Origin of the sequence: Streptomyces sp. NBC_01268, from assembly GCF_036240795.1 — a bacterium.
Taxonomy (GTDB): domain Bacteria; phylum Actinomycetota; class Actinomycetes; order Streptomycetales; family Streptomycetaceae; genus Streptomyces.
This window is the reverse complement of record NZ_CP108454.1, coordinates 5,849,779-5,873,127: the sequence shown is the minus strand read 5'-3', so window position 1 is coordinate 5,873,127 and position 23,349 is coordinate 5,849,779. Positions and strand designations below refer to the sequence as shown.

22 protein-coding genes and 1 riboswitch are annotated in these 23,349 nt (G+C 71.6%); of the genes, 6 read left to right on the top strand and 16 right to left on the bottom strand.

Annotation, left to right across the window (positions count from 1 at the left end):
* Positions 1-57 precede the first annotated feature (57 nt).
* Positions 58-756 (bottom strand): SDR family oxidoreductase, encoded by a 699-nt coding sequence (locus OG309_RS26615; protein ID WP_329424446.1) that lies wholly within the window; start codon positions 754-756, stop codon positions 58-60.
* Between the two features lie 7 nt (positions 757-763).
* Positions 764-1,306 carry a TIGR00730 family Rossman fold protein gene (locus tag OG309_RS26610; RefSeq protein WP_329424445.1) on the bottom strand — a complete coding sequence of 181 codons (543 nt, stop codon included), beginning with the start codon at positions 1,304-1,306 and terminating at the stop codon, positions 764-766.
* A 97-nt stretch (positions 1,307-1,403) separates the two neighbouring features.
* On the opposite strand from OG309_RS26610, the gene OG309_RS26605 reads away from it, so the two are divergent.
* Complete coding sequence (locus tag OG309_RS26605; protein WP_329424444.1) at positions 1,404-2,036, top strand: alpha/beta hydrolase; 633 nt, start codon at positions 1,404-1,406, stop codon at positions 2,034-2,036.
* Between the two features lie 51 nt (positions 2,037-2,087).
* Here OG309_RS26605 and mnmA read toward each other — a convergent pair whose 3' ends face one another.
* Positions 2,088-3,221 (bottom strand): tRNA 2-thiouridine(34) synthase MnmA, encoded by a 1,134-nt coding sequence (mnmA, locus tag OG309_RS26600; RefSeq protein ID WP_329424443.1) that lies wholly within the window; start codon positions 3,219-3,221, stop codon positions 2,088-2,090.
* 60 nt (positions 3,222-3,281) lie between these two features.
* Here mnmA and OG309_RS26595 point away from each other — a divergent pair, with 60 nt between their 5' ends.
* On the top strand, positions 3,282-4,031 hold the full coding sequence (locus OG309_RS26595) for an N-acetylmuramoyl-L-alanine amidase (protein WP_329424440.1): 750 nt from the start codon (positions 3,282-3,284) through the stop codon (positions 4,029-4,031).
* Here OG309_RS26595 and OG309_RS26590 read toward each other — a convergent pair.
* The 11 genes from OG309_RS26590 to OG309_RS26540 all read right to left on the bottom strand — a co-directional run bounded on the left by OG309_RS26590 (position 4,024) and on the right by OG309_RS26540 (position 16,105).
* Positions 4,024-5,187, bottom strand: a complete 1,164-nt coding sequence (locus tag OG309_RS26590) for a cysteine desulfurase family protein (RefSeq protein ID WP_329424439.1) — start codon at positions 5,185-5,187, stop codon at positions 4,024-4,026. The genes OG309_RS26595 and OG309_RS26590 overlap by 8 nt on opposite strands.
* Before the next feature lie 306 nt (positions 5,188-5,493).
* Positions 5,494-6,333 (bottom strand): thioesterase family protein, encoded by an 840-nt coding sequence (locus OG309_RS26585; RefSeq protein WP_329424437.1) that lies wholly within the window; start codon positions 6,331-6,333, stop codon positions 5,494-5,496.
* Between the two features lie 23 nt (positions 6,334-6,356).
* Entirely contained in the window at positions 6,357-7,034 is a 678-nt protein-coding gene (locus OG309_RS26580) for a trimeric intracellular cation channel family protein (protein WP_329424435.1), read from the bottom strand.
* Between the two features lie 90 nt (positions 7,035-7,124).
* Positions 7,125-8,270: an ABC transporter ATP-binding protein gene (locus OG309_RS26575; RefSeq protein WP_443067643.1), complete on the bottom strand. Its 1,146-nt coding sequence runs from the start codon at positions 8,268-8,270 to the stop codon at positions 7,125-7,127.
* Positions 8,240-9,343 carry an ABC transporter ATP-binding protein gene (locus tag OG309_RS26570; protein WP_329424431.1) on the bottom strand — a complete coding sequence of 368 codons (1,104 nt, stop codon included), beginning with the start codon at positions 9,341-9,343 and terminating at the stop codon, positions 8,240-8,242. Before OG309_RS26570 ends, OG309_RS26575 begins: the two co-directional genes overlap by 31 nt.
* The gene (locus OG309_RS26565) at positions 9,340-10,338 is read right to left on the bottom strand and encodes an ABC transporter permease (protein ID WP_329424430.1); all 999 of its coding nucleotides are present in this window, start codon (positions 10,336-10,338) and stop codon (positions 9,340-9,342) included. Before OG309_RS26565 ends, OG309_RS26570 begins: the two co-directional genes overlap by 4 nt.
* Positions 10,339-10,472: 134 nt before the next feature.
* Entirely contained in the window at positions 10,473-12,248 is a 1,776-nt protein-coding gene (locus OG309_RS26560) for an ABC transporter substrate-binding protein (protein ID WP_329424428.1), read from the bottom strand.
* A 111-nt stretch (positions 12,249-12,359) separates the two neighbouring features.
* The gene (locus OG309_RS26555) at positions 12,360-13,361 is read right to left on the bottom strand and encodes an ABC transporter permease (RefSeq protein ID WP_329424426.1); all 1,002 of its coding nucleotides are present in this window, start codon (positions 13,359-13,361) and stop codon (positions 12,360-12,362) included.
* A 338-nt stretch (positions 13,362-13,699) separates the two neighbouring features.
* Positions 13,700-14,491, bottom strand: coding sequence for an enhanced serine sensitivity protein SseB C-terminal domain-containing protein (locus OG309_RS26550; RefSeq protein WP_329424424.1), 792 nt, complete (start codon positions 14,489-14,491; stop codon positions 13,700-13,702).
* 76 nt (positions 14,492-14,567) lie between these two features.
* Complete coding sequence (locus OG309_RS26545) at positions 14,568-15,332, bottom strand: enhanced serine sensitivity protein SseB (protein ID WP_329424423.1); 765 nt, start codon at positions 15,330-15,332, stop codon at positions 14,568-14,570.
* A 74-nt stretch (positions 15,333-15,406) separates the two neighbouring features.
* Positions 15,407-16,105, bottom strand: a complete 699-nt coding sequence (locus tag OG309_RS26540; RefSeq protein ID WP_443067592.1) for an AAA family ATPase — start codon at positions 16,103-16,105, stop codon at positions 15,407-15,409.
* 154 nt (positions 16,106-16,259) lie between these two features.
* A riboswitch (glycine riboswitch) is annotated at positions 16,260-16,371 on the top strand.
* 157 nt (positions 16,372-16,528) lie between these two features.
* Between OG309_RS26540 and gcvT the strand changes: the two genes are divergently transcribed.
* From gcvT to OG309_RS26520, 4 genes are all read left to right on the top strand, one after another.
* Positions 16,529-17,653 (top strand): glycine cleavage system aminomethyltransferase GcvT, encoded by a 1,125-nt coding sequence (gcvT, locus tag OG309_RS26535; RefSeq protein ID WP_329424421.1) that lies wholly within the window; start codon positions 16,529-16,531, stop codon positions 17,651-17,653.
* A gap of 129 nt (positions 17,654-17,782) precedes the next feature.
* The gene (gene gcvH, locus OG309_RS26530) at positions 17,783-18,160 is read left to right on the top strand and encodes a glycine cleavage system protein GcvH (RefSeq protein ID WP_329424419.1); all 378 of its coding nucleotides are present in this window, start codon (positions 17,783-17,785) and stop codon (positions 18,158-18,160) included.
* Between the two features lie 25 nt (positions 18,161-18,185).
* Complete coding sequence (glyA, locus tag OG309_RS26525; protein WP_329424417.1) at positions 18,186-19,445, top strand: serine hydroxymethyltransferase; 1,260 nt, start codon at positions 18,186-18,188, stop codon at positions 19,443-19,445.
* Positions 19,446-19,614: 169 nt separating this feature from the next.
* Positions 19,615-21,000, top strand: a complete 1,386-nt coding sequence (locus tag OG309_RS26520) for an L-serine ammonia-lyase (RefSeq protein ID WP_329424416.1) — start codon at positions 19,615-19,617, stop codon at positions 20,998-21,000.
* Here the strand turns inward: OG309_RS26520 and OG309_RS26515 are convergent, their stop codons facing one another.
* Together OG309_RS26515 and OG309_RS26510 are read right to left on the bottom strand one after the other, a co-directional pair.
* Positions 21,001-21,645, bottom strand: a complete 645-nt coding sequence (locus OG309_RS26515) for a hypothetical protein (RefSeq protein WP_329424414.1) — start codon at positions 21,643-21,645, stop codon at positions 21,001-21,003. It abuts the gene before it with no gap.
* Positions 21,642-23,186: a hypothetical protein gene (locus OG309_RS26510; protein WP_329424412.1), complete on the bottom strand. Its 1,545-nt coding sequence runs from the start codon at positions 23,184-23,186 to the stop codon at positions 21,642-21,644. Before OG309_RS26510 ends, OG309_RS26515 begins: the two co-directional genes overlap by 4 nt.
* Positions 23,187-23,349: the final 163 nt, after the last annotated feature.

Below are 23,349 nucleotides of genomic sequence, written 5' to 3'. Positions count from 1 at the left end.
ACCGCACCGCCCCCGGCGGTCGGGTCGCTCCCCGCCGTCCCGCCCCCCGTCATCGGCTCAGCGCCCCGGGCGGACCGACAGGTCGTTGACCTCGGCGTCGCGCGGCAGGTCGATCGCCATGACGATGGTGGTCGCCACCGACTCGGGGTCGATCCAGCGGTCGGCGTCGTACTCCTTGCCCTCCTGCTGGTGCACCTTCGCCTGCATGGGGCTGGCCGTGCGCCCCGGGTACACGGAGGTGACCCGGACCCCGTTGTCGTGCTCCTCGTGGCGCAGGGAGTCCGCGAGCGCCCTGAGGCCGTGCTTGGAGGCGGCGTACGCGCTCCACTCGGCGTGCGCGTTGAGGCCGGCGCCCGAGTTCACGAAGACGACGTGGCCCTTGGTGACCCGCAGTTGGGGCAGGAAGTGGCGGGTCAGCTCGGCGGGGGCGACCAGGTTGACGTTGAGCTGGTGGTGCCAGGTCTTGGGGGTGAGCTCACCGACCGGTCCCAGGTCGACGACGCCCGCGATGTGCAGCAGGGTGTCGACGCGCTCGGGCAGGGTCTGGTGCGAGAACGCCCAGGACAGCCGGTCCGGGTCCGCGAGGTCCCCGACGAGCGTCCGGGCCCCAGGGAACTCGGCCGCCAGCTCCTTCGCCCGCCCCGCGTCCCGCGCGTGCAGCACGAGCTCGTCCCCGCGCGCGTGCAGCCGCCGCGCGACGGCGGCGCCGATGCCGGAGCCCGCTCCGGTGATCACATGAGTTGCCATGGGGCCCATGCTCGCATCATCCGCGCGAGCCCACGGCCTCCTCCAGATACCCCAGTGCGGCCGCCCCGTCCTCCGCGAAGAAGACCAGGTCGGCGAGCGGCAGAGGAAGGAAGTTCTCCTCCTCCATGCGGCGGAACTGCGCCTTGAGGCCGTCGTAGAAGCCCGCGGTGTTGAGCAGCACGACCGGCTTGGTGTGCTTGCCGTGCTTCTTCAGCTCCAGGATCTCGGTGGCCTCGTCGAGGGTGCCGGTGCCCCCGACCATGACGACGATCGCGTCGCACTTGGCGAGCAGCAGCGCCTTGCGCTCGGCGAGGTCCTTCGTGACGACCATCTCGTCCGCGCGGGGGCGGGCCTTCGCGGCGAGGAAGTCGACCGAGACGCCGACCAGGCGCCCGCCCGCCTCCTCGACACCGTCCGCGACGACCTTCATCAGGCCCGTGTCGGAGCCGCCCCAGACCAGGGTGTGACCGGCCTTGCCGAGGCGGGTGGCGAAGTCGCGGGCGGGGGCCGTGTAGCGCTCGTCGAGGTCGGCGGCGGAGAGGAAGACGCAGATGTTCATGGGCCCCACGGTAGGCCTTCGCGACGGCTTCGAGATTTTTCCCGGAAGTTCCGCCGGGGAGCGATGAGTTCCGGGAGCCGTCCCGGTCTGAGCTTCCATGGACGAGGTGTGCTTCACGGCGGGCCGGGCCCCGGGCCTGGTCACGGCGCAGGACGGGACGCGGATCCCCTACGAGCGGTACGGAGACGGGCCGCCGGTGATCCTGGTGGGCGGGGGCCCCGGGGAGGGCGGCGGCGAGCGGGTGCTGGCCGGGCTGCTCGCCCGGCGCTTCCCGGTCGTCGTCTACGAGCGGAGGGGCGGGGCGGGTCCGGTCGAGCGCGAGATCGGGGACCTCGCGCTGGTCGTGGACGCGGTGGGCGGGGCCGCGGCCGTGCACGGCACGGCCTCCGGCGGGGGGCTGGCGCTCGCCGCCGCGGCGGCCGGGGTGCCGGTCGGGGCGGTGTCGGTGTACGAGCCGCCGTACACCGACGGGGCCGCCGACGGACTCGGCCGGGTCCTGGCCCGCGTCCTCGTGATCGACGGCGGCTCCAGCCCCGCCGGGACGCGCCGGGCGGCCCGTACGGTCGCCGCGGCCGTCCCCCGCGGCCGGCACCGCACGCTCACGGGGCAGACGGACGAGGTGGCGCCGCATGTGCTCGCGCCGGTGCTGGCGGAGTTCCTGGAGGAGGTCCTCGGCGTCGACGGGGCCGTAGGGGGCGACGGGCGCGACGGGGCCGCTGTGGGGGGCTGAACCACCGGACCGGTCGCGCTGATCGGACCGATCGGCGCGGCGGCCCGGCGGTCAGGCCGTCTGTCGTGCCGCGGTCGCCCGGACCGTCGTCGCGATCGTCGCCGAGCCCACCACGCGGGTGTCGTCGTACAGGACGATCGCCTGGCCGGGGGCCACGCCCCGGACCGGCTGGTCGAAGGCGACCGTCAGCTCGCCGTCCCGCATCTCCGCGTTCACCGGCGTCTCGCCGCCGTGCGCGCGGAGCTGGGCGGTGTAGCGGCCGGGGCCCTCGGGGGGCGTGCCGCACCAGCGGGGCTTGATCGCGGTGAGGCCCGTGACGTCCAGGGACTCGGCGGGGCCGACGGTGACCGTGTTGTTCACCGGGGAGATGTCGAGGACGTAGCGGGGCTTGCCGTCCGCGGCGGGGTGCCCGATGCGCAGGCCCTTGCGCTGGCCGATCGTGAAGCCGTACGCGCCCTCGTGGGTGCCGATCCTGGCCCCCGACTCGTCGACGATGTCGCCCTCCGCCTTGCCCAGGCGGGCCGCGAGGAAGCCCTGCGTGTCGCCGTCCGCGATGAAGCAGATGTCGTGGCTGTCGGGCTTCTTCGCGACGGCCAGGCCGCGCCGCTCCGCCTCCGCGCGGATCTCGTCCTTGGTGGTCAGGGTGTCGCCGAGCGGGAACATGGCGTGCGCCAGTTGCTTCTCGTCGAGGACGCCCAGGACGTACGACTGGTCCTTGGCCATGTCCGAGGCCCGGTGCAGCTCGCGCGTGCCGTCCTCGCGCACCAGCACCGTCGCGTAGTGGCCGGTGCACACGGCGTCGAAGCCGAGGGCGAGGGCCTTGTCGAGGAGCGCCGCGAACTTGATCTTCTCGTTGCAGCGCAGGCACGGGTTGGGCGTGCGGCCCGCCTCGTACTCGGCGACGAAGTCGTCCACGACGTCCTCGCGGAAGCGCTCGGCCAGGTCCCACACGTAGAAGGGGATGCCGATGACGTCCGCCGCGCGGCGGGCGTCGCGGGAGTCCTCGATGGTGCAACAGCCCCGCGCACCGGTGCGGAACGACTGCGGGTTCGCGGACAGGGCGAGGTGCACGCCGGTGACGTCGTGGCCCGCCTCGACGGCGCGGGCGGCGGCGACGGCGGAGTCGACCCCGCCGGACATGGCGGCGAGGACACGGAGGGGGCGCTGCTGCGGGGTCTGAGTCATAGCCCTACCAGGGTACGGGGCCGGGGAACCGTGGTCGCCGGAGTAAGCGTTCTCGGTCATATGGGGAAGCAGGGGAATCGGAACAGCGGGACGAGTGGCAAGGGTGCGAAGAGCGTGAAGGGCGGGACGGGTGGGAAGGGTCGGAAGAGCGGGAAGGGCGGGACCTCGCGGCGGGCGTTCCTGATCGGGGGCGGGGTCGCCGTCGCCGGCACCGCCGTGCTCGCCCGGGACGAGCTGGCCCGGCTGTGGTGGCGGCTGCCGGGGACCGAGCGGCGGCGGACCGAGGGCGAGCTCGATCACAAGGGCGCCGAGTGGACCGCGGCGTCCGACTACAACTGGCGGCGGGCCGACCGGCCGGGCGACTACGCCGTCGACCGGGTCGTGATCCATGTCGTGCAGGGCAGCTACGCCTCGGCGGTGAAGGTCTTCAAGGACCCCTCGCACGCCGCCGCCGCGCACTACGTGGTGCGCAAGGACGGGCACATCGCGCAGATGGTCCGCGAGCTCGACGTCGCCTACCACGCGGGCAACCGGGACATGAACGAGCGCAGCATCGGCATCGAGCACGAGGGCTTCGTCGACCGGCCCGAGGACTTCACGGCGGCGATGTACGCGGCGTCGGCGCGGCTGACGGCCGACATCTGCCGGCGGTACGGGATACCCGTCGACCGGAAGCACGTCATCGGGCACGTCGAGGTGCCCGGGACCGACCACACCGACCCCGGCCCGCACTGGGACTGGGAGCGGTACCTGGGGCTCGTGCGGAAGGAGCGGGCGCGGCTCGACCGGACGCCCGCCCCGGTCAGCTGAGGCCGGCGGTCCTCGCGCGTTCCACGGCCGGGCCGATCGCCTCCGCCACCGCCGTCACGTCCTCCTTGGTGGAGGTGTGGCCGAGCGTGAAGCGGAGGGTGCCGCGGGCCAGGTCCGGGTCCGTGCCCGTCGCGAGCAGCACGTGGCTCGGCTGCGCGATGCCCGCCGTGCAGGCCGAGCCCGTCGAGCACTCGATGCCGGCGGCGTCCAGGAGGAGGAGCAGGGAGTCGCCCTCGCAGCCGGGGAAGGTGAAGTGCGCGTTGGCCGGGAGGCGGTCGTCCGGGTCGCCGCCGAGCAGCGCGTCCGGGACGGCCGTCCGGACCGCCGTGACCAGCTCGTCGCGCAGGGCGCCCACCGTGCGGGCGAACTCCTCGCGGCCCTCCGCCGCGAGGCGTCCGGCCACGGCGAAGGCCGCGATGGCCGGTACGTCGAGGGTGCCGGAGCGGACGTGGCGCTCCTGGCCGCCGCCGTGCAGGACCGGGACCGGGGTGTACTCACGGCCCAGGAGCAGGGCGCCGATGCCGTACGGGCCGCCGATCTTGTGGCCCGAGACCGTCATCGCGGCGAGGCCGGAGGCGGCGAAGTCGACCGGGACCTGACCGAAGGCCTGGACCGCGTCGGCGTGCAGCGGCACGCCGAACTCGGCCGCCACGTCCGCCAGTTCGCGGACCGGCATGACCGTGCCGATCTCGTTGTTCGCCCACATCACGGTGGCGAGCGCGACGGAGCCGGGGTCGCGGGCGACGGCCTCGCGCAGGGCCTCGGGGTGCACCCGGCCGTACCGGTCCACCGGGAGGTACTCGACCGTGGCGCCCTCGTGGGTGGCCAGCCAGTCGACGGCGTCCAGCACGGCGTGGTGCTCGACCGGGCTCGACAGGACGCGGGTGCGGCGCGGGTCGGCGGCGCGGCGGGCCCAGTAGAGGCCCTTGACGGCGAGGTTGTCGGCCTCGGTGCCGCCCGAGGTGAAGACGACCTCGCTGGGGCGGGCGCCGAGCGCGCTCGCGAGCGTCTCGCGGGCCTCCTCGACGGTCCGCCGGGCGCGCCGGCCTGCGGCGTGCAGCGAGGAGGCGTTGCCCGTGACGGCGAGCTGGGCGGTCATCGCCTCGATCGCCTCGGGGAGCATGGGCGTGGTCGCCGCGTGGTCGAGGTAAGCCATGGTGGGTCGATTCTACGAGGCCGGGTGGGGCGGGCCGTCGTGTGGCCTGTTTGTGGCGCTCTTATCCCGCCGCTCGGCTTCCGCTCGGCGTGGCCTCGCCTTCGCCCTTGATCCCGTCCGGGGCTTCCCCTCAGGGGGCCTTCGCCCCGAGACCCGTGCCTCCACGGGCGCCGGAACCTCCGCGGGGGTGGGGGTGTCCGGACCGCGACCTTCACTTCGCTTCGCTCGTCACGGGCGCCGCCACGTCCGGACACCCCCACCCCCGCTCCGGCCCCGCCGCCCTCCCCGCCGTCGTCGGGTGTCCGGTCAGCCCCGGGGGGCCCTCGCCAGCTGGCGGGACTGGGCCACCAGGCGGTCGGCCGAGTCCCAGACCTCCGCGTCCTCCTCCAGGAAGCCGCCCGCCAGGTTGCGGGTGGTGATGGAGACGCGCAGCGGGCCGGGGGCCGGGCGGCAGCGGACGTGGGTCGTGAGCTCCACCGTGGGGGTCCAGCCCTTGAGGCCCAGCTCGAAGGAGGTCGGCGGCAGCGCGTCGACCGTGAGGAGGAGGGAGAGCGGGTCCGGGTCGCGGGCGTCGGCCAGGCCGAACCAGGCGCGCATCTCGCCCTTGCCGGAGGGCGCGCCGATCGCCCAGCCCACGCAGGCCGGGTCCAGGCGGATGTCCAGGCGCTCCGTGATCGCCGAGGAGCCGGGGATCTGGGGGGTCGGGCCGTCCGAGGCGCCGAAGCACTGGTCGATGGGGGCCATGGCCGGCGGGGTCGCCGTGGTGCGGACCTCGGCGGGGAGCTGGTCCAGGTCGCCGTAGGAGGCCAGCACGCGGATGCGCTCGACCTCGGTGCCGTCCTCCGCGTACTGGAAGAGGGAGGCCTGGCCGGTGGAGAGGGTGCGGCCGGTGCGGACCGTCTCGGTGCGGATGACCGCCGGGCCCGGCACGGACGGCGTCAGGTAGTGCGCCGAGATCGTGAACGGGTCCGGGTGGGGCAGGTGGTCGCCGAGGGCGCGACCGAGGAGGGCGAGCAGGTAGCCGCCGTTGACCGCCTGGATGATCGTCCAGCCCGCGGAGAGTTCGGCGTCGTAGACGCCCGGGGCGCGCAGGGTGACGGCCGTGTCGCGGTCGAACTCGCTCGTCGCCTCGATGCTCGTGCTCATGGCGGCGACCGTACAGGATTTAGCTACTGAGCGGTAGCTTTTTCGGGTTCCTCGCGGGCGGAGGAGCGCCGGTTCCAGGCGCGCGGCGCCCGCCAGTGATAGCGCATCGCCAGGAGGCGCAGCACGAACGCGGTGAGCACGGCCGCGCTGCTCGTGAACACGTTGAGCGCGTCGAAGCGGATGCAGAGCACCACCATCGTGGCGCCCACCATCGCCGGCACGGCGTACAGGTCGCGGTCCCAGCGCAGCAGCGACGGCACCTCGTTGGCCAGCACGTCGCGCAGCACACCGCCGCCGACGGCCGTCACCAGGCCGAGCGCCGCGGAGGAGGTCAGGCCGAGGCCGTAGTCGTACGCCTTGGTGGTGCCCGTGACACAGAAGAGTCCGAGGCCCGCCGCGTCGAAGACGTTAACCGCGGTCTGGGTGCGCTCCACCTCGGGGTGCAGGAAGAAGACCAGGCCGCTCGCGACCAGGGGCATCAGGAAGTAGCCGAGGTCCGTGAAGGCCGCCGGGGGCACCGCGCCGATGATCAGGTCGCGGACGATGCCGCCGCCCAGCGCCGTCGCCTCGGCGAGGACCGCGATGCCGAAGACGTCGAAGTTCTTGCGTACGGCCAGGAGGGCGCCGGAGATCGCGAAGACGAAGATGCCGATGAGGTCCAGGGCGTGCTGGACGGAGGGATTGAACAGATCGTGGAGCACCGCCCAATTGTGCCGCTTGTTCCCGGGCGGGCCTGACATGGGCACGAGGCCCCCACGGCCCGGGCGGGCCGTGGGGGCCTCGTGACGGCTTCAGGACTCTGGCGTCGCCTCGTCCGTCGCGTCCGGCTCGGGGGCGGTCTCCTCCGGGGCGGTCGCCTCCGGCTTCTTCGTGATGGCGACCTCCACCGACTCGCGCGCCGCGGGGACGCTCAGGCCGTCCGCGTTCTCCGGGTGGTGGCAGGCCACGCGCTGGCCCGGCCGCAGCTCCAGGAGCGGGGGCTCCTGGGTCTTGCACAGCTCCGTCGCCTTCCAGCAGCGGGTGTGGAAGCGGCAGCCCGGCGGCGGGGCGATCGGCGACGGGACGTCGCCGGTGAGCAGGATGCGGTCGGTCTTCTGGCCCCGCCGGCGCGGGTCCGGGATCGGGACCGCGGACATCAGCGCGCGGGTGTACGGGTGCATCGGGCTCTCGTACAGGGACTTGCGGTCGGCGAGCTCGACGACCTTGCCCAGGTACATGACCGCGATGCGGTCCGACACGTGCCGGATGACCGACAGGTCGTGCGCGATGATCACGTAGGTGAGGCCGAGCTCCTCCTGGAGGTCGTCCAGGAGGTTGACCACCTGCGCCTGGATGGAGACGTCCAGGGCGGAGACGGGCTCGTCCGCGACCACCAGCTTGGGCTTGAGCGCGAGCGCGCGGGCGATGCCGATGCGCTGGCGCTGGCCGCCCGAGAACTCGTGCGGGTAGCGGTTGTAGTGCTCGGGGTTGAGGCCGACCAGGCCGAGGAGGCGCTGGACCTCCTTCTTCACGCCGCCCTCGGGCTCGACGCCCTGCAGCTTGAAGGGGGCCGAGACGATCGCGCCGACCGTGTGGCGCGGGTTCAGGGAACCGTACGGGTCCTGGAAGATCATCTGGACGTCGCGGCGCAGCGGGCGCATCTTCGCGACGCCGAGGTGCGAGATGTCCGTGCCCTCGAACTCGATCTTCCCGCCGGTCGGTTCCAGGAGACGGGTGATCAGGCGGCCCATCGTCGACTTGCCGCAGCCGGACTCGCCGACCACGCCGAGGGTCTCTCCGGGATAGACCTCGAAGTCGATCCCGTCGACCGCCTTCACGGCGCCGGTCTGGCGCTGCAGCAGCCCCTTCTTGATGGGGAAGTGCTTCTGCAGGCCGGTGACCTTCAGCAGGGGTTCCGTCGTCTCGCTCACAGCTTCGGCGCAATCTCTTCGGTCCAGATCCGGTTCCGCTCCTCCTGCGACATGTGGCAGGCCGAGAAGTGTCGGGAACCGGTCTCCGTCAGCTCGGGGCGCACGGTCCGGGTGATGCCGCCCTTGGGGACGTCCGCGTACGGGCAGCGCGGGTTGAAGGCGCAGCCGCTGGGGACGTTGATGAGGCTGGGCGGGTTGCCCTTGACCGGGATGAGCCGTTCGGTCTGCTCCCGGTCGATGCGCGGCATGGAGCCCAGCAGGCCCCAGGTGTAGGGGTGCTTCGGCTCGTAGAAGACGTCCTCGGCCGAGCCGCGCTCCACGCACCGTCCGCCGTACATCACGAGGATGTCGTCAGCGATCTCGGCGACCACGCCGAGGTCGTGCGTGATGATGATGACCGCGGAGCCGAACTCCTTCTGCAGGTCCCGCATCAGGTCGAGGATCTGCGCCTGGACGGTCACGTCGAGCGCGGTGGTCGGCTCGTCCGCGATGAGCAGCTCGGGGTTGTTGACCAGCGCCATCGCGATCATCGCGCGCTGGCGCATACCGCCGGAGAACTCGTGCGGGTAGTTGTCGAAGCGCTTGGCCGGCTCGGGGATGCCCACCCGGTCGAGGAGTTCGACGGCCCGCCTGCGGGCGGTCTTCTTGTCGACGTTGTGGTGGACCCGGTAGGCCTCCACGATCTGGTGGCCGACCGTGTAGTACGGGTGCATCGCGGACAGCGGGTCCTGGAAGATCATCGCCATCTCGCGGCCGCGCATCTTCCGCACGGTGTCCGCGTCGGCGGTGAGCAGCTCCCGGCCGTTGAGCCAGATCTCGCCGGAGATGCGGGCCTTCTGCCGGCCGTACTGGCCGACGGTGTGCAGGCCCATGATGCCGAGCGAGGTGACCGACTTGCCGGAGCCGGACTCGCCCACGATGCCGAGGGTCTTGCCCTTCTCCAGCTGGAAGGTGAGGCCGTCGACCGACTTCACCAGGCCGTCGTCGGTCGGGAAGTGGATCTTCAGGTCGCGGACGTCGAGGAACGCGTCGGAGGGCGCGTTCCCGGTGGCGACCGGCTCGCCGACGGCGGCGCCGGTCCGTGCCAGCTTGTCGGTCATGCCAGCCTCACTCGGGGGTCGATCACTGCGTACATAAGGTCCACCACGAGGTTCGCGAGGACGACACAGGCGGCGGTGATGAGCGTGACGGCCATGATCAGCGGCAGGTCGCGGTCGCTCACGCCCTTGATGGCCATCCAGCCGAGGCCCTGGAGGTTGAACGCGGTCTCGGTCAGGATCGCGCCGCCGACGAGGGCGCCGAGGTCCATGCCGAAGATGGTCAGGATGGGGGTCATGGTGGAGCGCATCGCGTGCTTGCCGAGCACCACCGGCTCCGGCAGGCCCTTGGCCCGCGCGGTGCGGATGTAGTCCTCGCCGAGGACCTCCAGCATGGTGGCGCGGGTGAGGCGCGCGTACATCGCCGCGTACAGGAAGGCGAGCGTGACCCACGGGAGGATCAGGCCGCCGAACCAGCCGCCGATGGAGTCGCCGATCGGCACGTACGTGGCGTCGAGCCAGCCGAGCTGGGTGCGGAAGACGAGCATCGCCAGCATGGCCGTGAAGAAGATGGGGAGCGAGACGCCGGCGAGCGCGGTGATCATCGCCGCGCGGTCGACGATCGTGCCCCGCTTGAGCGCGGAGAGGACGCCCGTGGAGACGCCGAGGACCAGCCACAGCACGGCCGCGCCGATGACCATGGACAGGGTGATCGGGAAGGCGTCGACCAGCATGGACCAGACGTCCTGCTCGGTCTTGAACGAGTAGCCGAAGCAGGGCGCCGCGCAGTGGATGGAGTCGCCGCCGCCCACGTAGTCGCGGCCGACGAAGATCCCGGAGACGAAGTGCCAGAACTGCACCAGGATCGGATCGCCGAGGCCCAGCTTCTGACGGACGCCTTCGATGGCAGCCGGATCCGCCTGCTTGCCGACGAACATCGCGGCAGGGTCACTGCCGGTCAGCTTGGGGATGAGGAAGAAGATGCTGAGCGTCACCAGGGTGACGACGAGCAGCATCATGACGACGGCGAAGAGCCGTCGGATTATGTATGCAAGCATGCGGTCGGCCGGTCGGCGGCCGGGGAACCCGATCGGGTTCCCCGGCCGCCGCGCACGGCCCTCACCTGCCCTTCGGACCTAGCGGCGGGTGCGCCGTTGGAGCGAGTTGGTTTTCAGACTCGGCTGGAGGCGACTTACTTGACGACGCCGAGCGACGCGTAGTCGTAGCGGCCGTTGTAGGCGTCGGCCGTGTAGACGTTGGTCAGGCGCGAACCGCGCCAGATGATGTTCTTCTCGTGGGTGAAGGGCAGGTAGACCGCGGCCTCGGAGACCTTGGTGTTGATCTGCTTGTAGATCTCGCCGGCCTTGGTCGGGTCGGTCTCCTTCAGCGCCTGGTCGAACAGGCCGTTGACGGCCGGGTCGTTCAGCTCGGAGAAGTTGTTGTTGCCGGACTGCAGGATGAAGCGGCCGTCGACGAGCGGCTGCAGGAAGCCCTGGCCGGTCGGGAAGTCGGCGCCCCAGCCCATGATGATGATGCCGTAGCCCTTCTCCTTGACCACCTTCGGCGAACCGATGATGCCGGAGGTCTGGGCGCCGTCGAACTGGTCGATCTGGGCGTCGATGCCGACGGCCTTCAGCGACTGCTGGAGGGACTCGGCGGTCGCGATCTCGATCTTCTTGTTGTTGCGGACCGCGATCGTGGTCTTGAAGCCGTTCGGCTTACCGCACTTCTTCAGCGCGTCCTTCGCCTTGGCGACGTCCGGGGCACCGCCCAGCTTGCCGTACGGGTCGTACTTCGGGTCGGCACCCTTGATCGCCGGCGGCAGCATGTTGGAGGCGATGTCGCCACCGGCCTGCGGGCCGCCACGGGCGGTCTGGAGGGACTTCGAGTCGGCCGCGTAGATGATGGCCTTGCGGCACTCGACGTTGGTGATGACCGTCTGCGGGAAGACCGCGTAACGGATGAAGCCGGTCTGCGGGTTGTCCGCGTTCGCCTTGTTCTGCTGGAGAACCTTCTGGCGGGCGGCGGCGCCGACACCGGTCGCGTTGATGTCGAGGTCGTACTCGCCCTCGATCAGGCGGTTGTCCATGTCGTCGGCGTTCGTGGTGAACGTGACGCTGATGGTGTCCGGGAGGGCCTTGCGGATGGTGTCCGACTTGGCGTCCCAGTTCTCGTTGCGCACGAGCTTCATGGACTTGTTCGGCGCGTACGACTGCCACTTGTACGGGCCGGAGGAGAAGACGTTCAGGCCGTACTTGGCCTTGGTGTCCTTGTCCTGGCGGACCGGGGAGGCGGCGGGCATCGCCAGCATCTGCAGGAAGTCACCGTTGGCGACCGGCAGCTTGAAGACGATGGTCTTGTCGTCCGGGGTCTCGATCGCCTTGAGGCCCAGCTTGTCCGCGGCGGTGTCCTTGTACGGGCCCGCGTAGGTCTTCTTGGGGTCGAGGACCTGCTGGAGGTAGATCGGGCCGCCGGAGATGACGTCCTGGGCCCAGATGCGCTCGATGCCGTACTTGACGTCCTTGGAGGTGATCGGCTTGCCGTCCTCCCACTTCACGCCGTCCTTCAGCGTGAACGTGTAGGTGAGGCCGTCGGCCGAGACCTTGCCCGCGTCGGTGGCGAGGTCCGGGACCAGCTCGGTGGAGGCGGCGCCCGGCTCGGACTTGAACGAGACCAGCTGGCGCGTGTAGTAGCGCTGGAAGTCCCACACGAAGCCGTAGTAGCCGCGCTGCGGGTCCCACGAGTCGGCCTCCTGCGAGCCGATGAACTTCAGCTCGCCGCCCTTCTTGTCGGAGGGGCTGGCGACCTGGTTGACCGCGGCGTTGAAGCCGGGCGCACCCGCCTTGCCGCCCTTGCCGCCGCTGTCGCCGCCCTTGCCGCCGCCACACGCGGTGGTCGCGACCATCGTGGCCGCGGCGAGCAGCGCGCCTGCGGCGATTCTGCGCCTCTGGGAGCTGTTCAGAGTCATGGTCGAGCAACCTCCGAAGTAGTGGCGGCCGTTGTCACGGTGGTCCGCCGTTGGGGGATGTGCCTCCTGTCGACAGCGGCAGGGGCTGGTCTTGCGGTGAACGGCGTACGGTCAGCGGGAGCTCTTCGGGTCGAGCGCGTCGCGCACGCCGTCGCCGAAGAGGTTGAACGCCAGCACGGTGATGAAGATCGCGAGGCCGGGGATCACCATGAAGAGCGGGTCGGCCTCGTAGGTGGTGATGGCCGTCGACAGCATCTGCCCCCAGGAAGCGGTGGGAGGCTTCACACCCGCACCGAGGAAGCTGAGCGCCGCTTCGGTGAGGATGTTGGTGGGGATCATGAGAGTGGTATAGACCATGATCGGTGCGATCAGGTTGGGCAGCAGCTCCCGGCGCAGGATGTACAGCCGGCCGGCGCCCAGGCTCTGGGCGGCCTCGACGTACTCGCGGTTGCGCAGGCTGAGCGTCTGGCCGCGGACGATGCGGCCCACGTAGGGCCAGCCGAAGAAGCCGATCACGACGACCAGGGCGACGATGCGGACGCCCGATCCGTCGAGTCCGAGGAGCTGGTTCGGCAGCACGGAGACCAGGGCGATCGTGAACAGCAGCTGCGGGAAGGCGAGCATGACGTCCATGACCCGGCTGAGGGCCGCATCGATCCAGCCGCCGAAGTAGCCGGCGACGACACCGAGGACGGTGCCGAGCAGGACCGCGAAGAGCGCGGCGGCGAAGGCCACGAGCAGCGAGATCCGGGCGCCGTAGACGATGCGGCTGAAGACGTCGCGGCCGTTGACCGGCTCGACGCCGAAGAGGAAGTCGGAGCTCACGCCGCCCCAGGAGCCGATCGGGGTGCCGAAGAGCGGGTCGATCTGGTCCTCGTGGAACTCGTCCGGCGGGTGGCCGAGGAGGCCGACGATGACCGGCGCGAAGATCGCGACCAGGATCAGGAAGACGACCACGAAGGCGCCCGCGAGGGCGAGTTTGTCGCGCTTCAGCCGGGTCCAGGCGATCTTCCAGGGGGAACGTCCCTCGATCGCCTTGGCCGGCGCGTCGGGCACGGCGTCGACGGCCGCGGCCTGCTCAGCCGCATTCGTCTCGTGCAGTGGTGCCGTCATCGTGGTGAGGACCCCTCTCGGCCGCCGGGTCGCCGGCCCTTGCCCGCCGCGGGTAGCGGCTCGGTGGAACAACTGCTGGGCACCGGCTCGGGGGGAGCCGAACGCCTGGTGTTCCGGGGAGTCTTCAATGTGTCCGCGATCACCCGCCAGACCCCAAGAGGAATGTTTGCGTAAACGTGATGCGGTGCGTTGTCTTCCGTTATCCGGACGTCGTGATCGCGTGAGCGGACCAACTCGGCCGCTATTCGGCCAGACCGGACATCCCGCTCAACTCCTGTCGGGCAGGAGTGAATTGGGGCGACGGAAGCGACGGAACGGACGTACCCGTCCGGGACGGGTCAGTACGGGCGGGGCGCGGCCGGCGGGTAGCCGTAGCCGGGGGCGGGCGGGGCCGCGGGAGCGGCGTGCGCGTCGCGGTCGTAGAAGGGCCGGGCGTGGGCGTGCAGCCACATCGCGACCGGGTCGTACGCGTCGGACATCGCGACGGTGGAGACGGGCAGCCCCTCGGGGACGGACGCGACGGTCTGGCGCATCATCGTGCGCACCGCCTCGACGGAGGCCGGCGAGGAGTCGTACAGGTCCAGACCGATCGCGAGGTACGGGGAGCCCAGCGCGGGCTGCACCCAGGCGCGGCGAAGCGAGCGCACGGCCGGGGTGCGGTGGGCGTTCTGCGTGAGCAGGGCGTAGAACTGCGGGATCTCCACGGCGGGTTCGGTCAGGCGCAGGGGTCCGGCGGGCATCCGGTCCAGGCCGGTGGCGATGCGGCGCAGATCGGCCCAGGGGATGCCGACGCCGCCGCCGGGGGCGTGCGGATTCAGCCAGATGCCCCAGCGGTCGGGATAGAGGGCGCGGGCGATCTCCAGGCCGGAGGCGAGCTCGTGGGCGCGGTTCCAGCCGGAGGCGGCGAGCTCCTGGGCGGAGGTGACGCAGGGCGCGTACCCGAAGCCGTCGACCTCCATGTTCCCGTACTGGGCGTCGGGCGAGCCGGGCGAGCCCTGCCAGAGCAGCATCCAGACGTCGGCGGTGGCGAGGGCGTGCAGCAGCTGCTCGTAGGCGTCGGGGCGCCCGGGTGTCACCTGGCGCAGCGTGTGCTCGACCATTCCGGTCGCAGCGGTGCCTGACGCGCTCACCTTTGGGTCCCGCCCCTCGTCGTCCGTATCGCGGTGTGGATCGGCTTGAATCAGTTCAGCTTAAACAGGGGGGCGCTCACACGGCGGCGCGCTGGTAGAAGGGGCGCACCTTCGCCAGCATCCAGTCGCCGACCGGGTCCTGTGCCACGTCGAGCAGGATGAGGTTGACCGGCCAGGCCGCCTCGACCCGGCCGAGGGCGCGGCCGAGGGCGTCGAGCGGCCCGTTGCGGTCGGCGTCGGGGGTGAGCAGCTGGACGCCGATGAAGAGGGCGGGTTCGGTGCCCTCGACGCTGGCGAGGACGCGGCGGGCGGTGGCGACGGTGCCGGTGGCCTCGAACTCGGCGGACGCGGCGGCGAGGAAGTCGACGGGGTCGTCCTGCCAGTCGGGCTCGAAGAGGCGGACGCGGCCGCCGCTGGCGGGCCCGTCGAGGGGGGTGCGGCCGGCCCGGCACAGTTCGGCGACGGCGGGCGGCGGCAGCGGGACGCCGACGGTGCCGCCGGGGTTCACGGCGATGCCGAGCTGCGGGGGCAGGCCGCGGGCGAAGTCGCGGGCGGGGGCGACGGTGAAGGACATGTGGTCGCCGACGCAGGCGAGGAACTGCTGCTCGGAGCTGAAGACGGGAACGAAGGCGTAGCCGTCTATCTCCAGGGTGGGCAGGTCGAGGTCGCTGCTGTCGGGGCTTCCGCCGTTGGGCAGCGGGACCCATACGGGGCTGCGCCCGAGCACCTCGACCAGGCGGCCGCCGGCCGAGGGGTTGCCGAGCGAGGCGGCCAGTACCTCTTCGAGCTCATTGCCCGGCCACGTCACGTCCACGGTCTCGTCTTCTCCCTCTCGGCACATGGTGCGGTTCAGCACCTTAACGGCGCGTCGGCGCCGCCGTGACCGAAAAAGGTGCGGAAAGACCGTGGAGTGCTTCACGCCACGTCGCGGAAGCCGATCTTCCGCAGGGCGTCGGCCGCGTCCCGGTCGAGCAGGGTGACCGAGGCGCAGCCCGGTGGCAGCCGGCCGGCCTCGGCGGTGCGCACGAGCCGGCCGACGGCGCGGCGGTGGCGGGCGAAGGCGTAGCCCGAGACGCCGCGGCCGCGGGCCAGCTGCCCTTCGCGGGCGGTCGCGGGCTCGACGTCGAGCAGGATCAGGTGCAGGGCGGTGCCGCGGCGCCTGGCCTCGCGGGCGAGCCAGCCGCGCACCCAGGACTGGGTGCCGCAGTCGTGGACGACGACGCTCGCGCCGGAGCGCAGGACGCGGCGGAGCCCCGCGTAGTGCGCGAGGCGGGCGAGCGGGCGGTAGACGGCGTACGGCAGGTAGCGGGGCAGCCGGGCCTCCCAGCGCTCGCGGGTGTGCTGGGAGTCGATGGCGCGGCCCTCGGCCGTGCGCCCCATGAGCGTCGACTTGCCGCTGCCGGGGAGTCCGGAGACGACCACGACGTCGCCCATGGCGAAGGCCAGGGCGCGGGGGCCCCGGCCGCCGCGGTCGCGCAGGTCGCGCAGCAGTCGGCCCCGGCGGGTCCGGGCGCGGGCGCGGGCTCCGGCGTGCTGCACGGGTATGCCCGCACCGGTGGCGTAGGCGCCGGCGCGCTGGACCGGCCGCATCGGCATCCTCGGCGGCATCTGCATCGCGTCGCTCCCCCTGGTAGGCCCTGCGGAGACCCTTGCCCACGAAGTGTAAAGAAAGGGTAATGAGACGCAAGCGATTTGCCGGGCCGAACCGCCGTGCAATGATGTGCGCGCAGGCGCTCGCACGAGCGTCCACAACCACATACCGGCCGCTCGAATCCGCGCGGGAGAGTTCCGGTCACGCACCGCAGTCACAGGGTGCGCCCGGGCGCCGAAGGAGCAAGTTCCTCCCTTGAATCTCTCAGGCCCCGTACCGCGTGGATGAGGCAGATCTGAAAAGCGGGCCGCGCCTGTCGCGACCCCACCCAAGGTGCAAGCCGAGGATGCCCTCGGTGAACCTCTCAGGTTCCATGACAGATGGGGAGGACCGTCCTCCGTCATGCATGTCGTGCCCCGCACGCCCTGGGACCCGGGAGCCACCCGATGAGCACTGCCCCCCGCCTGACCGCCCTCGATGCGCTGCATCGTTCGCTCGGCGCGACCATGACCGACTTCGCCGGCTGGGACATGCCGCTGCGCTACGGCAGCGAGCGCGACGAGCACAACGCCGTCCGTCACCAGGCCGGCCTCTTCGACCTCTCCCACATGGGCGAGATCACCGTCACGGGCCCGCAGGCCGTCGACCTTCTGGACTACGCCCTGGTCGGCAACATCTCCACGGTGGGCAACGGCCGCGCCCGCTACACGATGATCTGCCAGGAGGACGGCGGCATCCTCGACGACCTGATCGTCTACCGCCTGGGCGAGACCGAGTACATGGTCGTCGCCAACGCCTCCAACGCCCAGATCGTCCTGGACGCGCTCGTGGCCCGCGCCGAGGGCTTCGACGCCGAGGTCCGCGACGACCGCGAGGCCTACGCGCTGCTCGCCGTCCAGGGCCCGGAGTCCCCCGGCATCCTGAAGTCCCTCACCGACGCCGACCTGGACGGCCTGAAGTACTACGCCGGCCTGCCCGGAACCGTCGCCGGCGTCCCCGCGCTGATCGCCCGCACCGGCTACACCGGCGAGGACGGCTTCGAGCTGTTCCTGAAGCCCGAGCACGCCGAGGGCGTGTGGAAGGCGCTGACCGAGGCGGGAGCGGGCGTCGGCCTGATCCCCTGCGGCCTGTCCTGCCGGGACACGCTCCGCCTGGAGGCGGGCATGCCGCTCTACGGCCACGAGCTGACCACCGCGCTGACCCCCTTCGACGCGGGCCTCGGCCGGGTCGTCAAGTTCGAGAAGACCACCAACGAGGGCCGTTTCGTCGGCCGCGAGGCGCTGGAGAAGGCCGCCGAGCGCGCCGAGTCCGCCCCGCCGCGCAAGCTGGTCGGCCTGATCGCCGAGGGCCGCCGGGTCCCGCGCGCCGGCTTCGCCGTCGTCGCGAACGGGCAGGTCATCGGTGAGGTCACCTCCGGCGCCCCGTCGCCGACCCTGGGCAAGCCGATCGCCATGGCGTACGTGGACGCGGAGTTCGCCGCGCCCGGCACCGAGGGCGTCGGCGTCGACATCCGCGGCGCGCACGAGCCGTACGAGACCGTGGCGCTGCCGTTCTACAAGCGCCAGAAGTGACATGAAGGGACCCGAGTGACGCATTCGGGTCCGAGGAGTGACGTTTCCCTCACTCGGATGTCTCACTTCGTGTCTCATCACGCAAGACCCACGTTCATCAGTACTCCCTCGATCCAGGAGAATCAGGTCATGAGCAACCCCCAGCAGCTGCGCTACAGCAAGGAGCACGAGTGGCTGTCGGCCGTCGAGGACGGCGTCGCCACGATCGGCATCACGGAGCACGCCGCCAACGCGCTCGGTGACATCGTCTACGTGCAGCTCCCCGAGGTCGGCGACACGGTGACCGCGGGCGAGACCTGCGGCGAGCTGGAGTCCACCAAGTCCGTCAGCGACCTGTACGCCCCGGTGACCGGCGAGGTCGTCGAGGCCAACCAGGACGTCGTCGACGACCCGGCGCTCGTGAACTCCGCTCCGTTCGAGGGCGGCTGGCTGTTCAAGGTGCGCCTCGCGGGCGAGCCGGACGACCTGCTCAGCGCCGACGAGTACACCGCCTTCACCGCCGGCTAAACCGAGACCCCCAAGGGATCGATTCATGTCGCTTCTGAACACCCCTCTCCACGAGCTGGACCCCGACGTCGCCGCCGCCGTCGACGCCGAGCTCCGCCGCCAGCAGTCCACCCTCGAGATGATCGCCTCGGAGAACTTCGCTCCGGTCGCGGTCATGGAGGCCCAGGGCTCGGTCCTCACCAACAAGTACGCCGAGGGCTACCCCGGCCGCCGCTACTACGGCGGCTGCGAGCACGTCGACGTGGCCGAGCAGATCGCCATCGACCGGATCAAGGACCTGTTCGGCGCCGAGTACGCCAACGTGCAGCCCCACTCCGGTGCCTCCGCCAACCAGGCCGCCCTCTTCGCGATCGCCCAGCCGGGCGACACGATCCTCGGCCTGGACCTGGCGCACGGCGGTCACCTGACCCACGGCATGCGCCTGAACTTCTCCGGCAAGCAGTTCAACGTGGTCGCGTACCACGTCGACGAGGCCGGTCTGGTCGACATGGCCGAGGTCGAGCGCCTCGCCAAGGAGCACCGCCCCAAGGTGATCATCGCGGGCTGGTCCGCCTACCCGCGCCAGCTGGACTTCGCCGAGTTCCGCCGGATCGCCGACGAGGTCGAGGCCTACCTGTGGGTCGACATGGCCCACTTCGCGGGTCTGGTCGCCGCGGGTCTGCACCCGAACCCGGTCGAGTACGCGGACGTGGTCACCTCGACCACGCACAAGACGCTCGGCGGCCCGCGCGGCGGCATCATCCTGGCGAAGAAGGAGTTCGCCAAGAAGCTGAACTCCTCGGTCTTCCCCGGCTTCCAGGGCGGCCCCCTGGAGCACGTGATCGCGGCCAAGGCCGTCTCCTTCAAGGTCGCGGCCTCGGAGGAGTTCAAGGAGCGCCAGCAGCGCACCCTGGACGGCGCCCGCATCATCGCCGAGCGCCTGGTCCAGGACGACGTCACCGCCCACGGTGTCTCCGTCCTGTCCGGCGGCACCGACGTGCACCTGCTCCTCGTCGACCTGCGCGACTCGGAGCTCGACGGCCAGCAGGCCGAGGACCGTCTCCACGAGGTCGGCATCACGGTCAACCGGAACGCCGTTCCGAACGACCCGCGCCCGCCGATGGTCACCTCCGGCCTGCGCATCGGCACGCCGGCCCTCGCGACCCGCGGCTTCCAGGCCGAGGACTTCGCCGAGGTCGCCGACATCATCGCCGAGACGCTGAAGCCCGGCTTCGACGCCGAGGCGCTCAAGGCCCGGGTGACGGCGCTCGCCGACAAGCACCCGCTGTACCCCGGCCTGAAGTAGTTTCGTACCCTTTTGTTACCGGGTTCGTTTGCGCCCGTTCGTACGAAACCTCCGGGGCACCGCGCACACTGGACAGTGAGCGCGGTGCCCCGGCCCCTTTCTCCACCGCTCTTCGTTTCTGCGTCACCCCGGCAGACAACGGCGTCCAGCCCCCACAAGGAGTTCCCCCGTGGCCATCTCGGTCTTCGACCTGTTCTCGATCGGCATCGGCCCGTCGAGCTCCCACACGGTGGGCCCCATGCGTGCGGCCCGGATGTTCGCCCGCCGGCTGAAGAACGAGGGGCTGCTCGCCCACACGGCGGCGATACGAGCGGAGCTGTACGGCTCGCTGGGCGCCACCGGCCACGGCCACGGCACCCCGAAGGCCGTCCTCCTCGGCCTGGAGGGCAACTCCCCGCGCACCGTCGACGTCGAGCACGCCGACGAGGAGTTCGAGCGGATCAAGTCGAGCGGCCGGATCAACCTGCTCGGCATGCACGAGATCCCCTTCTCCTTCGACGACGACCTGATCCTGCACCGCCGCAAGGCGCTGCCGTACCACGCCAACGGCATGACGGTCTTCGCGTACGACGCCGAGGGCGCCCTCGTCCTGGAGAAGACGTACTACTCGGTCGGCGGCGGCTTCGTCGTCGACGAGGACGCGGTCGCCGGCGAGAACCCGATCGTCCCCGAGGACACCGTCCTGAAGTACCCCTTCCGCACCGGTGACGAGCTGCTCCGCCTCACCAAGGAGACCGGTCTGTCGATCTCCTCGCTGATGCTGGAGAACGAGAAGGCCTGGCGCACCGAGGACGAGATCCGCGCGGGCCTCCTGGAGATCTGGCGGGTCATGCAGGCCTGCGTCTCGCGCGGCATGTCCCGCGAGGGCATCCTGCCCGGCGGCCTGAAGGTCCGCCGCCGCGCCGCCACGTCGGCCCGCAAGCTGCGCTCCGAGGGCGACCCGGCCGCGCACGCGATGGAGTGGATCACCCTCTACGCGATGGCCGTGAACGAGGAGAACGCCGCGGGCGGCCGGGTGGTCACCGCCCCGACCAACGGCGCGGCCGGCATCATCCCCGCCGTCCTGCACTACTACATGAACTTCGGCACCGGCTCCTGCACCCCGGAGGAGAAGGAGGACGGCGTGGTCCGCTTCCTCCTCGCCGCCGGTGCGATCGGCATGCTGTTCAAGGAGAACGCCTCCATCTCCGGCGCCGAGGTCGGCTGCCAGGGCGAGGTCGGCTCGGCCTGCTCGATGGCGGCCGGCGCCCTCGCCGAGGTGCTCGGCGGCTCCCCCGAGCAGGTGGAGAACGCGGCCGAGATCGGCATGGAGCACAACCTCGGCCTCACCTGCGACCCGGTCGGCGGCCTGGTCCAGATCCCGTGCATCGAGCGCAACGGCATGGCGGCGGTCAAGGCCGTCACCGCGGCGAAGATGTCGATGCGCGGCGACGGCAGCCACATGGTCTCCCTCGACAAGGTCATCAAGACCATGAAGGAGACCGGCGCGGACATGAGCGTGAAGTACAAGGAGACGGCGCGCGGCGGCCTCGCCGTCAACATCATCGAGTGCTGATCACCGGCCGCTGACCCGGGGGACGGTCCGGGCCCGGTACGGGTCCGGCTCCTCCGCGAGCAGCGGCACCGGGCCGCGCAGCGCGAAGGCGCCCGGCAGGTCCAGCGGGCCGCCCTTGCGCTCGACCAGGACGGCCCCCTGCACGGCGAGGCTCGCGTCGACCGAGCAGGTCCCCGCGTTCACCCCGGTCAGGCACGCGTCCCGGACCACGCAGACGAACCCGGACACCCAGAAGACCAGGTTGAGCTCGACCTGGAGGGTGCCCAGCTTCGCACCGTCCACGTAGACGTCGACGTACGGCCGGTGCGTCGAGGTGACCCGGTGGGTCGCCAGCGCCACGACCTCCTCGCTGCCCGGCAGCTCCCGGGTGCGCCGGGCGGCGGCCCGCAGCGCCGCGTGGCCGCGCCAGCCGCCGGCCACGAGGTCGAGCACGTCGAGGCCGAGGAAGTCGTCCACGACGCCGGCCAGCTCGTGCTCGACGGCCCGGTCGGCGGCGGGCGTCCTGCCCCGCACCGGTGCGAGCAGCGGGCCCGCCGTGCCGTGGGCGCGCAGCGGGCCGTCGAGGGCGTCCTCGGGCCCGAGCAGGAACGATCGGACGGTCGCGGGGGCCGCGGTGGGGGCCGCCATGGGCGCGGTGGTACTCATCGTTCCTCCTCCTCGTCGAGGTTCTGCCGGCCGGGGTCCGGGTGCGGGTCCAGCCGCGTCGAGTGGGTGGGCGGCTCGCCGGGCGCCCGCGTCTCGGCCAGCTCGGCACTGCCGGTGACCGGGCGGAGCGTGGCCTTCACGTGCCCGCGGACCCAGCGGGGGCCGCGGTGCAGCCGCCCGAAGTAGGCGCCGGCGGCCACGGCGAGCGCGAGCGCGCCGCCGAGGGAGGCGGGCCCGGCGATCCACCCGACGGGAGTGGTGGAGCCGCCGGTGTCGCCGCCCGTGGTGGAGCCGGTGGTGCCGCTACCGTCGGTGGTGCCACCGTTCTGGTTCCCACCGTTCTGGTCGCCGCCGTTCTGGTTCCCGCCGTTCTGGTCGCCGCCGTTCTGGTCGCCGCCGTTCTGGTTCCCGCCGTTCTGGTCGCCGCCGTTCTGGTTCCCGCCGTTCTGGTCACCGCCGTTCTGGTTCCCACCGTTCTGGTCACCGCCGTTCTGGTTCCCACCGTTCTGGTCACCGCCGTTCTGGTCACCGCCGTTCTGGTCACCGCCGTTCTGGTTCCCACCGTTCTGGTCACCGGTGGTCCCCGGCGCGGTGTCCTTCACGGTGAAGGAGGCGTCCGCGTACTGCTTCGGATCGGCTGTGCAGACGGCCCGTACGGTGTGGGCTCCGGGCTTGGCATCGTCCGGGGCCTTGATCCCGGTGCTGAAGCCGCCGCCCTCCGCTACGGACGCGGTGCCCAGCGCCGCCCCGCCGTCGTCCCAGCCGATCTCGACGTCGGGGCAGGTGAAGCCGGTGCCCACGGCCCGCACGGGCGTCCCTTTCTCGCCCTGGGCCGGGTCGAGGGTGAGCGACGGGTGCGCCTCCGTGCCCGTGCCCGTCACCTTGAACGGCGCGCTCGCCGATGTGCCCGGGTAGCCGACGCACACGGCCCGGATCTGGTAGGTGCCCGGCTTGGCGTCGGCGGGGACCTTCAGCTCCTGGGTGAAGGTCCCCGTCTCCGCGCCGACGTCGATGCGGTAGTCCAGTGCCTTCGCCTGGTCCACGTACAGCTCGACGTCCTCGGCGTAGCACTTGCCGAAGCCCGAGCCGCTGACGTTGAAGGTCGCCCCGGGCGGGCCCTCGGAGCGGTCGAGCGTGACGGCCGGGATGGCCTCGTTCGGCGACGGAGGCGTGGTCGGGGGCGTGGTCGGGGGCGTGGCGCCGGTGACCGTGAAGGTGCTGGTGGCGTAGTCGGCGTCCGGGGAGCAGTCGGCCACGATCTCGTGGCCGCCGACGGCGGTGCCCTGCGGGATCTGCACGACGCCGTGGAGGGTGTGGGTGGCCTGCTGCACGTACGCCGTGGTGGCGGGTCCGCCCTCCAGGCCGAGGTGGGCGGCGTCGCAGTGCTCGAAGCCCGTGCCGGTCACCGTCACGCTGGTGCCGGGCGGGCCCGACCCCGGGTTCAGGGCGAGTGCCTCGACCTTGAGCAGCCGCTCCGGGGCGGCCGCGGCGAGGGGTGTGAAGGCGAGCGGGCCCACACTGATCGCTGCGCTCAGAAGCACCGCCATCAGAGATCGACGCGCCAGTCGCACGGCAGTGAACATGAGGATGAGGGGGGGTGGGTGGATCACTCCCCATCTTCCTCCCCGCCACGCAAATCCGCTCGTCGTGCACGGAGCGTCACGAAAGCGGGGGTGGGGGTCGGACGGGCGGCCGCTCGGCGTA

Excerpts from the sequence above, each read along its gene's own strand:
- OG309_RS26560 (WP_329424428.1), bottom strand. The coding sequence starts at position 12,248 with ATGACTCTGAACAGCTCCCAGAGGCGCAGAATCGCCGCAGGCGCGCTG.
- OG309_RS26515 (WP_329424414.1), bottom strand. The coding sequence starts at position 21,645 with ATGAGTACCACCGCGCCCATGGCGGCCCCCACCGCGGCCCCCGCGACC.
- OG309_RS26540 (WP_443067592.1), bottom strand. The coding sequence starts at position 16,105 with ATGCAGATGCCGCCGAGGATGCCGATGCGGCCGGTCCAGCGCGCCGGC.
- gcvT (WP_329424421.1), top strand. The coding sequence starts at position 16,529 with ATGAGCACTGCCCCCCGCCTGACCGCCCTCGATGCGCTGCATCGTTCG.
- OG309_RS26615 (WP_329424446.1), bottom strand. The coding sequence starts at position 756 with ATGGGCCCCATGGCAACTCATGTGATCACCGGAGCGGGCTCCGGCATC.
- gcvH (WP_329424419.1), top strand. The coding sequence starts at position 17,783 with ATGAGCAACCCCCAGCAGCTGCGCTACAGCAAGGAGCACGAGTGGCTG.
- OG309_RS26570 (WP_329424431.1), bottom strand. The coding sequence starts at position 9,343 with ATGACCGACAAGCTGGCACGGACCGGCGCCGCCGTCGGCGAGCCGGTC.
- glyA (WP_329424417.1), top strand. The coding sequence starts at position 18,186 with ATGTCGCTTCTGAACACCCCTCTCCACGAGCTGGACCCCGACGTCGCC.
- OG309_RS26595 (WP_329424440.1), top strand. The coding sequence starts at position 3,282 with ATGGGGAAGCAGGGGAATCGGAACAGCGGGACGAGTGGCAAGGGTGCG.
- OG309_RS26555 (WP_329424426.1), bottom strand. The coding sequence starts at position 13,361 with ATGACGGCACCACTGCACGAGACGAATGCGGCTGAGCAGGCCGCGGCC.
- OG309_RS26610 (WP_329424445.1), bottom strand. The coding sequence starts at position 1,306 with ATGAACATCTGCGTCTTCCTCTCCGCCGCCGACCTCGACGAGCGCTAC.
- OG309_RS26590 (WP_329424439.1), bottom strand. The coding sequence starts at position 5,187 with ATGGCTTACCTCGACCACGCGGCGACCACGCCCATGCTCCCCGAGGCG.
- OG309_RS26605 (WP_329424444.1), top strand. The coding sequence starts at position 1,404 with ATGGACGAGGTGTGCTTCACGGCGGGCCGGGCCCCGGGCCTGGTCACG.
- OG309_RS26545 (WP_329424423.1), bottom strand. The coding sequence starts at position 15,332 with ATGTGCCGAGAGGGAGAAGACGAGACCGTGGACGTGACGTGGCCGGGC.
- OG309_RS26585 (WP_329424437.1), bottom strand. The coding sequence starts at position 6,333 with ATGAGCACGAGCATCGAGGCGACGAGCGAGTTCGACCGCGACACGGCC.
- mnmA (WP_329424443.1), bottom strand. The coding sequence starts at position 3,221 with ATGACTCAGACCCCGCAGCAGCGCCCCCTCCGTGTCCTCGCCGCCATG.
- OG309_RS26565 (WP_329424430.1), bottom strand. The coding sequence starts at position 10,338 with ATGCTTGCATACATAATCCGACGGCTCTTCGCCGTCGTCATGATGCTG.